At 48.2% G+C, this 12,774-nt stretch carries 15 protein-coding genes; 14 read left to right on the top strand and 1 reads right to left on the bottom strand.

The features are described 5' to 3' along the window. The first annotated feature begins 54 nt into the window (after nt 1-54). The 7 genes from QUE60_RS05440 (at nt 55) to QUE60_RS05410 (ending at nt 7,832) form a co-directional block, all read left to right on the top strand. Nucleotides 55-1,761: an amidohydrolase gene (locus QUE60_RS05440; RefSeq protein WP_286226325.1), complete on the top strand. Its 1,707-nt coding sequence runs from the start codon at nt 55-57 to the stop codon at nt 1,759-1,761. Between the two features lie 19 nt (nt 1,762-1,780). After that, on the top strand, nt 1,781-2,026 hold the full coding sequence (locus tag QUE60_RS05435) for an EF-hand domain-containing protein (RefSeq protein WP_286226324.1): 246 nt from the start codon (nt 1,781-1,783) through the stop codon (nt 2,024-2,026). A gap of 116 nt (nt 2,027-2,142) precedes the next feature. Then, nucleotides 2,143-3,531, top strand: coding sequence for an APC family permease (locus QUE60_RS05430; RefSeq protein WP_286226323.1), 1,389 nt, complete (start codon nt 2,143-2,145; stop codon nt 3,529-3,531). A gap of 107 nt (nt 3,532-3,638) precedes the next feature. Next, nucleotides 3,639-5,153 (top strand): FAD-binding domain-containing protein, encoded by a 1,515-nt coding sequence (locus QUE60_RS05425; RefSeq protein WP_286226322.1) that lies wholly within the window; start codon nt 3,639-3,641, stop codon nt 5,151-5,153. Between the two features lie 100 nt (nt 5,154-5,253). Next, on the top strand, nt 5,254-5,595 hold the full coding sequence (locus tag QUE60_RS05420) for a hypothetical protein (RefSeq protein ID WP_286226321.1): 342 nt from the start codon (nt 5,254-5,256) through the stop codon (nt 5,593-5,595). Between the two features lie 11 nt (nt 5,596-5,606). Beyond that, nucleotides 5,607-6,845 carry a DASH family cryptochrome gene (locus QUE60_RS05415; protein WP_286226320.1) on the top strand — a complete coding sequence of 413 codons (1,239 nt, stop codon included), beginning with the start codon at nt 5,607-5,609 and terminating at the stop codon, nt 6,843-6,845. Beyond that, a complete protein-coding gene (locus tag QUE60_RS05410; protein ID WP_286226319.1) occupies nt 6,846-7,832 on the top strand; it encodes an NAD(P)/FAD-dependent oxidoreductase in 987 nt (328 codons plus the stop codon). It abuts the gene before it with no gap. On the opposite strand, the gene QUE60_RS05405 is transcribed toward QUE60_RS05410, so the two are convergent. After that, nucleotides 7,833-8,528, bottom strand: a complete 696-nt coding sequence (locus QUE60_RS05405; RefSeq protein ID WP_286226318.1) for an SDR family NAD(P)-dependent oxidoreductase — start codon at nt 8,526-8,528, stop codon at nt 7,833-7,835. Nucleotides 8,529-8,573: 45 nt separating this feature from the next. Here QUE60_RS05405 and QUE60_RS05400 point away from each other — a divergent pair, with 45 nt between their 5' ends. From QUE60_RS05400 to QUE60_RS05370, 7 genes are all read left to right on the top strand, one after another. Beyond that, nucleotides 8,574-8,828 carry a TIGR03643 family protein gene (locus QUE60_RS05400; protein ID WP_286223121.1) on the top strand — a complete coding sequence of 85 codons (255 nt, stop codon included), beginning with the start codon at nt 8,574-8,576 and terminating at the stop codon, nt 8,826-8,828. 4 nt (nt 8,829-8,832) lie between these two features. Further along, nucleotides 8,833-9,210 (top strand): DUF4149 domain-containing protein, encoded by a 378-nt coding sequence (locus QUE60_RS05395; RefSeq protein ID WP_286226317.1) that lies wholly within the window; start codon nt 8,833-8,835, stop codon nt 9,208-9,210. A 100-nt stretch (nt 9,211-9,310) separates the two neighbouring features. Next, the gene (htpX, locus tag QUE60_RS05390) at nt 9,311-10,198 is read left to right on the top strand and encodes a protease HtpX (RefSeq protein ID WP_286226316.1); all 888 of its coding nucleotides are present in this window, start codon (nt 9,311-9,313) and stop codon (nt 10,196-10,198) included. 136 nt (nt 10,199-10,334) lie between these two features. Then, a complete protein-coding gene (locus QUE60_RS05385) occupies nt 10,335-10,751 on the top strand; it encodes a MarR family winged helix-turn-helix transcriptional regulator (RefSeq protein ID WP_286226315.1) in 417 nt (138 codons plus the stop codon). Between the two features lie 31 nt (nt 10,752-10,782). Next, entirely contained in the window at nt 10,783-11,337 is a 555-nt protein-coding gene (locus QUE60_RS05380; RefSeq protein ID WP_286226313.1) for a flavodoxin family protein, read from the top strand. 3 nt (nt 11,338-11,340) lie between these two features. Further along, nucleotides 11,341-12,039 (top strand): pirin family protein, encoded by a 699-nt coding sequence (locus QUE60_RS05375; protein ID WP_286226312.1) that lies wholly within the window; start codon nt 11,341-11,343, stop codon nt 12,037-12,039. Nucleotides 12,040-12,075: 36 nt separating this feature from the next. Then, a complete protein-coding gene (locus tag QUE60_RS05370; RefSeq protein ID WP_286226311.1) occupies nt 12,076-12,747 on the top strand; it encodes a DUF502 domain-containing protein in 672 nt (223 codons plus the stop codon). Nucleotides 12,748-12,774: the final 27 nt, after the last annotated feature.

Genomic DNA, 12,774 nt, shown 5'->3' with positions numbered 1-12,774 from the left:
CATCGCTAATTTCACCGTGAAATTATTTCAGAAAAATCATACTAGAAAGAATCAATGACCTTATTTCGAAAAATACTCACCATTGCTCTAATAAGCTTTGCCTCGTTATCCTTTGCGAAAGGCAATGCTGACACCATTTTTTATGGCGGCCCGATTGTGACCGTCAATCAGAAAAATGAAGAAGTTCAAGCCTTGGCCGTTCAGGGTGGCAAGATCGTGGCTGTAGGTAACAAAGATGCAGTTACAAAGGACTGGCAATCGAAGACAACTCGGATGGTTGATCTCAAGGGTCAGACCTTGATGCCAGGGTTTGTGGAGCCTCATGTGCACATCATTGTGACCTCGGTCTTTGAGGGCTTGGGACTAAATCTCAGTAATTTCAACTTACCATATGACACCAAAGAGACCTTAATCGCCAAAATGAAGGCGCATCTGAAAAATGTGCCCAAGGGTGGTTGGCTATTTGGTTTTGGTGTCGATCCATCGCGAACTTCTCCATTCATGGCCGAGCTCACCGCAGATGATCTCGACAAGGTCTCCAAAGATGTACCCATCTTTATCGTCAATCAATCTGGTCATATTGGCTACGTAAACCGCAAGGCCTTTGAACTTGCTGGCATTACGGATAAAACCCCAAACCCGAAGGGTGGCGGTATTTATGTAAAAGATGCTAATGGCAAGCTGACTGGTAAGTTAGTTGAGCCACCATCGTACTTGCCATTCATGGCCAAAATGCCTAACCCTTCGGAGGCCGAGTTGACAGCGGCAATCTTGGCAACGATGCGCAAGATGGCTTCGGTTGGCGTGACCACCGCCTCGGAGATGAGTGTGGGCGGTAATTTTGGGGTTGATCAAGAAATCGCCATTTATAAAGGTCTTTTTGCCAAGAATCTGTCACCGATTCGAGTCCGGGGTTATTTGTTTAGTGAGGCAATGCCACCTGGATACAAAACCATTAAGCCGAATGATGGTGATGATCGTTTGCGCTTTATCGGTATCAAATACATCTCGGATGGCTCAACCCAAGGTTTAACCGCCGCGCTGCGCGAGCCCTATACCTATCCGAAGGGAAGTTCTTGGAGTGGGGCACTGAACTTTAAGGATGACGAAATCTACCAATCGATGAAGTCTTACTTTGATCAAGGTTGGCAAATCTCAACCCATTCCAATGGTGATAAAGCAATCGATCAAACGCTCAAAAGCTATACCAAACTGCTCTCTGGTAACTCTAAGCCACAAGATCGACGCTTACGCATCGAGCACTTTACGGTGAACCATCCTGAACAGGTCAAGCAAACCGTGAAACTTGGGGTGATTCCAAGCTTCACCATTGGTCATGTGGATTATTGGGGTTCGGCTTTTTATAACCAGCTTATTGGTGCAGATCGAGCCAAACGCATTGACCCGGCCGGTGAGATCAAGCGGGCTGGCGGCAAGTTCACCTTGCATAGTGATACCCCAGTCTCCAATGTGGGACCACTGAACTACATTACTGAATCGGTTACCCGTATGTGGCAATTACCACCGAGTAAAGCATTGGGTCCTGATCAAGCTATTTCAGTTGATGATGCAATTCGAGCAATCACTATTGACGCTGCCTACCAGATCTTTGCTGATCAATTGGTTGGTAGCCTAGAAGTTGGTAAGCAAGCCGATTTGGTAATTCTGGAAAAGAACCCACGCAAAACCAAGCCTGAAGAGATTCGTAATATCAAAGTAGTTTCGACCTGGATTGATGGCAAGCAAGTCAGTTTGAAGTAATTACTTAAGGATCGAGTTCATGAAGAAAGTCGCATTCTCTTTAATTATGCTTGCAGCCGTTGGTACGGCATACGCTCAAGAATCAAGAACTGATCGTGAGATTGATGAACGTTTTGCAGCTGCAGATAAAAATAAGGATGGCAAGCTCACCTTAGAGGAAGCAAAAGCCGGCATGCCAAGAGTGGCAACCAACTTCCAGCGCATTGATACCCAGAAGAAGGGCTATGTAACCGCCGCAGAAATTAAGGCAATGGCTGATCGTTAATTTTTTGGGTGATTAGCCATCTTTTTTGATTCTTCAGTGCAATTAGCCAGCTAACGGAGGCACCCTGGTGGGCAGCTCTACAATATTGGCTTTTCATTAAGCCTTGAAAGTTGAGCATGTCTGTACCCGACGAACTATCTAAAAACACCCTAGGTAGTTCTGAATCCATCATTATGGGTATTGCAGGAACTGCCCCCGCATTTAGTGTGGCGGTAACCACTGCAGCGATTGTTTCTTCGGTAGGGGAGCTTTCGGTTGGCAGCGTGCTATTTTGCGGGCTCATTATGTTTGGCATTGTCTTAGCCTTCATGAATCTAAGCAAAATTACTGCTAATGCGGGTGCTGCTTATGCATGGGTGGGCCACGTATTTGGACCCAATTGGGGATTTTTTACTGGTTGGGGTCTTTTGGTGGCTTCGGTATGCTTTATGGTATCGGCAACGATTCCTGCCGCTAGCTCCACACTGTTATTAATTGCGCCAAGCTATGTTGAGAATACCCATGCGATTGCAGCTGTTGCAGCGATTTGGCTGACACTAATTACACTTCTGGTGGCTAGGGGAATCAAGCACTCCAGCTATGTACAAATTAGCTTCACAATCATTGAGGCAACTATTTTGATTGCCATTATTTTTGGCGCATTTATTCAATACTGGGATGCCCCGGTGCGCATACCAACGTTGCAGTGGATTTCGCCATTGTCATTCTCTCCAGGACTATTCGCGACAGGCGCTTTAATCGCAATTTTCTTCTTCTGGGGATGGGATGTCACGATGAACCTAAGTGAGGAGAGTAAATCGAGTCAGGGTCATGCATCTGGTGCGGCAAGTACCGGTGCCTTTTGGTCTGTGATCAACATGATTCTCTTTTTCTCGATCATGATGGTAGTGGTCTTGATTGTATTGACGGATGATGAGATTTCAAGTGCCAATACTAATGTCTTATTCGCAGTTGCAAGCAAGCTATTTCCGGAACCATGGAACTATCTTGCTGTCTTTTGCACGATTTTGAGTACAGTTGGAACAATCGAAACCCAAATTCTGCAATTTAGTCGGAGTTTATTCTCGATGTCGCGGGATGGCATGATGCATCCGTCCTATTCAAAAATTCATCCAGAGTGGCAAACGCCATGGATTGCAACCCTGGCAATCTGGGTTTTAGGACTTTTGCTGTTATTTACTTCATCGTATATGCCGACCGTGAAATCGATCCTCTCAAGCTCCATCATGGCGATTGGATTTCAAATTTGTTTCTATATGAGTCTTGCGGGTTTTGCATGTGCTTGGTACTACCGCTCTCAATTATCCAATGGGCCAAGTTATGCAATTGGCTATGTCATTTGGCCATTTCTATCAGCATTATTCATGGTCTTTATTGCGATCTACAGTGCCCAAACTTTTGATTTTCTGACTAATCTCATTGGCTTAGGTGGTCTTGCTCTTGGTTTTATTCCTCTGTATCTCAATCGAATCCGCAATCGTCAACGCAGTTTATCTAACCAATAATCCATTGAGATAATTGAAGGATCAACCCCAGTATCGATGGTTTGGTAACCAACACAATTTTTACTTCAATGCTATTGTTATCACTCTGTCTATAAGAGTGATTTGTCATGAGTTATCAGCTCGTTTGGTTTAAGCGTGATCTGCGTTGGGAGGATCATGCCGCCTTAGCGCATGCTGCAAAGCGCGGACCGATACGCTGTATTTATGTGATTGAGCCGAGCCTCTGGCAGCAGCCCGATATGGCTTTAGGGCATTTTGGGTTTATTGCCGAGTCGCTAAGGGATCTCGATGCAGAACTCCGTAAACATGGTGGTGGCTTGGAGGTGTTTACGGGAGAGATGCTTGAGGTTTTGGAGCGCTTGTGGAAATCCCAGCCTTTTGCTGCAATCCATTCGCATGAGGAGATCGGTAATCAATGGACATATGATCGAGATCGATCCGTGTCGCATTGGTGCGCAGATCATCAGATTGCGTGGCATGAGTATCCGCAGTTTGGCGTAGTGCGTCGCCTTAAAAATCGCAATACCTGGCAGTCGGCTTGGGAGCGTCATATGGCGAGTCCGCCAGAAACAGTCCCAAGACTTTCATTCTGGAATCCCGCGATACCACCTTTGTCAGTAATCAATCCTCCAGTACATCTTCAGTACGATCCCCCAAAGCGTCAACGAGGCGGGCGTAGTCTTGCACTCAAGACCTTGGATGATTTTTTGAGCAATCGCAGCCAACACTACCGCGGCGGTATCTCCTCGCCTTTATCGTCTCCTCAGGCATGCTCAAGGATCTCAACCTATCTTGCCTATGGCTGCCTGAGTATGCGGGAGGTAGTGAGTCGCACCCGCGCCAGAATCACGGAAGAGGGGATTGCAGCAAGGCAAAAAGCGGGCTTGCGAGCGTTTCTGAGTCGACTGTATTGGCACTGCCATTTCATTCAAAAGCTCGAGAGTGAGCCTGAGATTGAGTGGCGCAATATGCACCGCGGCTACGATGGTTTGCGTGAGAATGACTTTCATCATGAGCACTTTGAGGCATTGAAGGCGGCACAAACCGGTTGGCCGATGGTCGATGCTTGTGTAGTGATGCTTCGCGAGACCGGTTGGCTCAACTTTCGGATGCGCGCGATGTTAGTCTCGGTCGCGGCTTACCCGCTATGGCTACATTGGCGACCTGTAGGCGAATGGTTAGCTACCCAGTTTTTGGATTACGAACCTGGGATTCATTGGAGTCAATTGCAAATGCAATCCGGCACTACTGGTATCAATACCACCCGAGTCTATAACCCGATTAAGCAAGCGATGGATCATGATCCTACTGGAGAGTTTGTGCGCACTTGGTTACCAGCGATGCGCAAAGTGCCCGATACCTATCTCTTTGAGCCCTGGAATATGCCCCAAGCTCTGCAAGAGCAACTTGGCATTCGGGTGGGGGTTGAGATTCCGCTACCGATTGTGGATTTGGTGATTGCTACCAAAGAAGCCAAGTCACGCCTGTATGGGCGCCGCCAGCAGGCTGAAGTCAGAATTGCCAAGCAGGCAGTACTAGAAAAGCACGGCTCTCGCAAAACGATGCATCGGACCAGGGCAAAGACCGCTCCCGCAAAGGCACAACTGGGCTTTGACTTCTAATGATCCGCTCCAAATAGTATGGTTGAAAGTGAGGGCGATGAACCCTCTGCATAAAAAAGTGGATTTTGGTATGCTGGATTCATCTTTTTGAAAGCCATCCATGAAATTGATCCCAATCCTCGCCACTGTCTTGAGTAGCTTGTTGCTTGTCACGTCTAGCCCAAGTCTAGCTACGGTTAGCAGCGACCCGATCGCTAAAAGCTGTATTAATCAGCAGCTACGTAATCATCAAAACGTCAAGAACAGAAGCCTCGAGGCCAGTGACTTTAGTAACTACTGTACCTGTGTCGCGCGGGTTGTGCGCAATTTAGCCAATGATCAACAATTGAGTGAGCTTAATTCATTGACTAATCAAACCAAGCCCGAGTGGCTCAAGGTGATCGAGCGTAACGCTCAAAAACAGTGCATGGTAGATCCCAGCGCTAAGCTACAGTCAACTTAAAGCATTTCATCGTGGGTTGTTCAATCTATTGGTTTAGAGCAGACCTACGTCTTCTTGATAACCCCCAGTTTGTAAACGCCTGCCAGAACTCTCAAAACCTCTTACCGATTTTTATACTCCCCCCGCAAGAGCAAACACCTTGGGGATTTGAACGAATCAGTAAAGGACGCCTTGCATGGCTGCACCAGAACCTTCGTGACTTAAGAAACTCACTAGAAGAGAAGGGCTCAACCCTATTCGTTCTGGAGGGTGACCCAAAGAATGTCTTGCCAACGCTTTACACGGAAATTGGTGCTGATGCGCTTTACTGCGAAGTGATCGCCGCGCCGGAAGAAGAGCACGATGTTTTGGAATTGCAAAGAGCAGGACTAAATATACACACCCAATGGCAATCGACGATGCTCGATCCTCAAACCCTGAGTATGGATATTGGCGAGCTACCGGATGTCTTCACTAACTTTCGACAGTGGGTTGAAAAGCGTCACCTCAAGTTTGCCGAGCCAGTAACGATCCCTCAAACGATTCCACCACTGCCATCCAGGTTGCCACCCCAGGATCAAATTCAAGAGAGTGCGGTCACGCTCTTTGTCGACGGTGGTGAGTCTCATGCTCTAAGGCATCTCGAACAATATTGCGAGCGACGCTTACCTGATACCTATAAAGAGACCCGTAATGCCTTAAGTCAATTTGATGCATCGAGTAAGTTCTCACCTTGGTTGGCGGTCGGATCGCTCTCTGCGCGCACGATTGCTGGGCGGATTCATCAATATGAAGAACAATACGGGGCTAATGATGGCATTTATTGGCTTTGGTTTGAGCTGCTCTGGCGTGATTACTTTCGCTTTCTGATGCTTAAATACGGTAAACGCTTGTTTAGACCTATGGGATTGAGTCAACGTGCACCCAACACCTTTGACCCCGAATGCTTTCATCAGTGGTCTACCGGTACTACCGGTGTTGATCTCATTGATGCGGGTATGCGGGAGCTGGCTGAGACGGGTTTTCTATCGAATCGCATGCGCCAAATTGTGGCGAGTCACTGGATCTATGCCATGAACGGCAATTGGCAGGCAGGGGCAGCCTGGTTTGAGTCCTGCTTAATTGACTATGATGTTTATAGCAATCAAGGTAACTGGTTGTATGTTGCGGGTCATGGTACCGACCCAAGGGGTGGTCGAGCGTTTAATGTCGCCAAACAGATTGCGCAATATGATGCAGATGGTTCTTATCGAAAACGCTGGTTGAGTTAAATGACTACTATTAAAAAACGGGTTGCCATCATTGGTGCGGGGATTGCTGGTCTATCCTGTGCCCAAGAATTACAGGCTCATGGCTTTGCAGTGACTCTCTTTGACAAGAGCAAAGGGGTAGGCGGTCGTATGAGCCATCGCTACTTTGGTGATTGGGAAGCCGATCATGGTGCTCAGTACTTCACGGCGCGCGATCCTCTATTCCAGAGAGAAGTTGCTCAGTGGGTGCAAGCTGAGGTTGCCAAACCATGGTCAGGTCGGATTGTGAGCTTCAATCATGGCAATGCCATCGATAAACCCTCGGATGCGACGCGCTATGTCGGTATTCCGGCGATGACCTCGCCAGCCAAACACTTAGCACAGAATTTGAATGTGCTGACCCAACATACGGTAGTGGATCTGCATCGGATTAATGATCTCTGGAAAATCACCACCAAAGAGCATGGCCAACTCGCTGGGGCATTTGAGTATCTCGTACTAGCGATTCCGTCGGTGCAGGCTGAACGCCTGATTGGTCAATACTCAGCATCCTTAAAAGCGATTTGCCAGGAAGTGGTGATGCTGCCCTGTTGGACTCTCTTGGCCTATTTAAAAGAGCCGCTCAATCTTTCTTTTGATGGTGCGTTTGTGGAGGGTAGTTTGTTTTCCTGGTTGGCGCGTGATAACTCCAAGCCCGATCGTCCCATATATGAGACCTGGGTTGCACAAGCGAGTCATGCTTGGTCATCAGAGCATGTAGATCGCACTCAGTTTGAGATCGAGCCCATTTTGATTAAAGCATTTCAGGAGCTGACTTGGGTGGAGCCCGATTTGCACCAAAGCCATTTATGGCGCTATGCCAAACTTGAGGCAGCCAATAAACGAGAGTTTGCCCTTGATCCATCGATTGCAGTGGGCCTGTGTGGGGATTGGTTAAAGAACTCCACCGTGGAAGGAGCTTGGTTGAGTGGCTATCGCCTGGCGGAGCAACTAAAGCAGATTCTCTAATTACCAGGGAATCACTTCGCCACTGTAGGACACAAAGCTTCCAGAGTTCTCGGCACTCACTTTTAATAGAACGGTTAGGATTTCATTGGCGGCTTGTTGAGGGTCGCGACCAATTTCTTCGCCCCGAAACGGTTTGGATAAATTAGAGTTCACGGTACCCGGATGGATCGCAATCAAGGCAACCTTTGGCATGGTGCGTTTGAGCTCAATCGCCGCAGTCTTAATCAACATATTGAGAGCTGCTTTCGAGGATCGGTAGCTATACCAACCTCCTAAACGGTTATCGCTGATGCTGCCCACCTTAGCTGATAGGGTGGCATAAATAGCACCCGCTGGATTTAAGAGCTTCGTGAACTGGCTGATGGTCAGCGCTGGCCCAATTGCGTTTACCAAGAACTGCTCTTGGAGTTGTGCGGCTCGTAGATCTGACAAGCGCTTTTCGGGAGAGATGTTCTGATTATGCAAAACCCCAATGGTGTTAATGATCAGATCAAAGGGCGCATGAACTACTAATTGCTCTGCTGCCAAAGTAATCGAGTTCGGGTGAGCGTAATCGATGGATGGCTCAGATCCACGATGGACCCCGACCACCTCGGCACAGTTGGAATGCATTTGGAGGGCCGATACCAAGGCAGAGCCGATGGTTCCAGAGGAGCCAATTACAAGGGCCCGAAACGGTTTTTGGAGCAAGGACATGCGGCGACTGTACCTGATTTTGTAAATTCGTGTTTAATCCAATGCATGCACACACTGAATCCATCTGAGCTATCGCGTATCGTCGAAATGGCCTGGGAAGACCGCACTCCCTTTGAGGCAATCCATGCGCAATTTCAGTTGAGTGAACCCGAGGTCAAGGCACTTATGCGCAGTGTCCTAAAGCCGAGCTCCTATCGTCTATGGCGCGCGCGAGTCACCGGACGACAAACTAAGCATCGGCAATTGCGCGACCCTGATGTGCAGCGTGCTTATTGTCCAACCCAATACAAACACAAATAAATCGATGAATCCTAATCTCAGTCTTTATCTCGTTTCCGCCATGATCGGCATCATGGTGTTCTTCACCATCGCCGTGGCACCGACGGTATTTAAGGTGCTGCCTCAAGAGTGGGCGAGTAAATATGTACGCAACTTTTTTCCTAAGTACTACGCTTTCCTAGGAGCGGTCTCGATCATTGCCTCCTTCTTGGCGAACGACACGCTTAGCATGGGATTGTTAGTGGGATGCGCAGCCTTATTCTTTATCTCCCTATGGGTTCTTACACCCGCCATTAACCGCGCATCGGATCAAGGGCAGAAGAAGAAATTTGGGATCCTGCACGGCTTGAGCATAGTGATCAACTTTATCCAGCTCGGGAGCTTTGTTTATCTAGTTTGGTGATACAACCGATAATTCCCCTAAAAATAGTCAACCAATTTGTTTTCAGCACATTTAAGAAATTCCTGATAGCGTAGCCCTATTGTCATAAGGAGTATTACGCATGAAACGTATTTTTCTGTTCCTAATTACCAACATTGCCATCATGTTGGTGATCACGATCATCATCAATATCTTTGGCTTGGGCCAAGTCTTGGATGAGCAGGGTGTTGGTCTTGATCTGACCTCGTTACTGATGCTCGCTGGTGTGGTGGGCTTTACGGGATCGTTTATCTCCCTGGCCCTATCTAAAACGATGGCCAAGCACTCCACCGGTGCCTATGTGATTGAGCAACCCCGTAACGAGCAGGAGCAGTGGCTCGTAAATACAGTAGCTCGGCAAGCCAAGGAAGCAGGTATTGGCATGCCCGAGGTGGCAATCTACGACTCACCAGATATCAATGCCTTTGCAACCGGGATGATGCGCGACAGTTCCTTGGTGGCGGTCAGCACTGGCTTATTACGCGGCATGACCCGCGATGAGGCAGAAGCAGTACTGGCCCACGAGGTAAGCCATGTGGCCAATGGTGATATGGTGACCTTGGCGCTGATTCAAGGGGTGATCAATACCTTTGTCTTCTTCCTGTCGCGTGTGATTGGTCACATTATTGATCGGGCGGTCTTTAAGACCGAGCGTGGGCATGGTCCTGCTTACTGGATCACTACCATCATTGCGCAGTTGGTCTTGGGTGTCTTGGCCAGTGCGATCGTGATGTGGTTTAGCCGTCAGCGGGAGTACCGTGCTGATGCAGGCGCAGCCTATCTAGAAGGTAAGCAGAAGATGATTCGGGCGCTGGAACGCCTGCAAAAGTCCATTAACGAGCCTCATTTGCCTGAGCAATTAGAGGCCTTTGGAATTTCAGGTGGTATGGGCACTGGCCTTAAGCGTCTTTTCATGAGTCATCCTCCATTAGATGAGCGTATTGCCGCCTTGCGCAATATGGTCGATTAAATCCAGGTGGTTGGCGGTTTACCGCCAACCATCACACCTCAGCACAAGCAACCAATTTTCCCTAGAAAAACTGGTGGTATTCAAATAGTCTGTACTCGTACTAAAATAGTACGCATACAGACTAATTGGAAATACCATGAGTTACCTTCGTTTTATCCGCAGCCTAGCAAGTACCTACCAAGCCTTTGAGGCTTACTCGACCAAGCACATTAAGGGTATGGGTCTTACCATGACCCAATTTGATGTGATTGCTACATTAGGCAATCAACCGCCTATGACCTGTAAGGAATTGGGCGAGAAGACCTTGATTTTGAAGGGCACGATGACCGGTGTGCTTGAGCGCTTAGAGCAAAAGGGCTTGATTACAAAAATACCCAATGCGAAGGATGGCCGCAGTTACCGAATTGGATTGACCAAAGCGGGCGAGCGCCTCTTTAAGAAAGCCTTCCCTGAACATGTGCAGTATTTGGAGCAGGGCTTTGCCAAGTGCAGCATGAAGGAGCTCAATCAAACCATCGAAGCCTTAGACCGAATTCGTAGTCAGTTTATTTAACCCCAATTAACCTAAATTAACAGGAGAGAACATGTCAAACATTGCAGTGGTATTCCACAGTGGCTATGGCCATACCCAAAAGCAAGCCGAGGCCGTTGCCAAAGGCGCAAACGCAACATTGATCGCTATTGATGCCGATGGCAATATTACCGAAGCCCAATGGGAGGTATTAAAGAACGCCAAAGCCATCATCTTTGGCTCACCCACCTATATGGGCAGTGTGAGTTGGCAGTTCAAGAAATTTGCTGATGCAAGCTCAAAGCCCTGGTTTAGCCAGCAGTGGAAAGACAAGATCTTTGGTGGCTTTACCAACTCAGCCACCATGAATGGTGATAAGCACTCCACCTTGCATTATTTCTTTACTTTGGCGATGCAACACTCAGGTATCTGGGTTGGCACTGGCCTCATGCCGTCGAATGCTAAGTCTGCAAAACGTGATGATGTGAACTATGTCGGCTCTTTTGCGGGCGCGATGATGCAAACCCCATCGGATGCCAGCGCCGATGAGGTTAACTCCGGTGACCTCGAGACCGCACGTTTGTATGGTGAGCGGATTGCAAAAATTGCTAGCCAATTCCACGCCTAAGCCATGATGCAGATTCGTAAATCGCAGGAGCGGGGCTACGCCAATCATGGTTGGCTCAAGAGCTTTCACTCATTCTCGTTTGCCAATTACTATGACCCCAAATTTATGGGCTGGGGTAATTTGCGGGTGATCAATGAGGATCGCATTGATCCTGGTACGGGCTTTGGTGAGCACAGCCATCGGGATATGGAAATCATTAGCTATGTTCTCTCAGGCGAGTTGGCACACAAAGACAGTATGGGTAACGTCAAATCCATCCCGCCTGGAGACATCCAACGTATGAGTGCGGGTACGGGCGTCACCCATAGTGAGTTCAACTATGCCAAGGATCAAACGACACACTTTCTGCAAATTTGGATCCAGCCCAAATTTACGGGAGTCAAGCCAGGCTATGAGCAAAAAACGATTCCAGCCCAAGATAAAGATGGCAAATTACGCCTCTTAGCCTCCATCGATGGAGCAGAGGACTCGATCACCATGAACGCGGATGCGAAGCTCTATGCCGGTACCTTTAATGGTGATCAATCAGCGATCCTCAAACTGGACCCAAGTCGCAAAGGATATGTGCATCTCATCAAAGGCACCCTGACGGTGAATGGTCAGCGCTTAAGTGGTGGCGACGCTGCCATGATTGCAGATGAGTCAAGGATTGAGATCAGCCAAGGTGAAGAGGCGGAGGTGTTGGTCTTTGATCTTGTGTGAATTACACTCAAGCATTAATAGAACTTATTTGATCTTATGTCACCAAGCTCATCCAAACTTGTTCGCCTATTCCTAGCCGGACTCTTAGCGGCGTTTCCTCTGATAGCAACGGCTCTGCTGATTGCCTTTGTAGTGGGGATCGTGATTCGTTGGCTTGGACCATCGAGCGCAGTCGGCAGTGTGATGGCAAAGATGGGCTTAGGCATTGCAGGTTTCGAGTGGGTTGGTTATGTCATTGGCTTGGCGATTGTGATCCTAGCCTTGCTCATTCTTGGCCTGTTGGTTGAGAAGGGTTTGCAGAAGGGATTTACGGCCATCATTAATGGCTTGGTTCGGAAGATACCAGTAGTACGAACGGTCTATGACACCATTCATAGCTTTGTGAGTCTGGTTGCCAAGCGGGATGATGAGGAGTTGAAAACGATGCGCCCGGTATGGGTGCATTTTGGTGGAGCGGGTGGAGTGTCAGCGCTGGCTTTGCTCTCATCCCCCCAAGCGGTAATGGTCAAAGATCAGGCCTGCTATGCAGTAATCGTGCCAACCGCACCAGTACCGATTGGAGGGGGCTTGCTCTATGTGCCAGTTGACTGGGTAAGCCCTGCCGAGATTGGTATGGAAGAACTAACCAGCATCTATGTGTCGATGGGGGTTACATCACCTCAGTTTATGAAGACCCATCTAGATTCCACAAAAGTAATTCCGAGGTAAGCATTTAATCTTTCAGCCTATGTCACA

This window comes from Polynucleobacter sp. HIN11 (genome assembly GCF_030297675.1).
Classification (GTDB): domain Bacteria; phylum Pseudomonadota; class Gammaproteobacteria; order Burkholderiales; family Burkholderiaceae; genus Polynucleobacter.
This window is presented reverse-complemented; position numbering and strand designations above follow the sequence as displayed.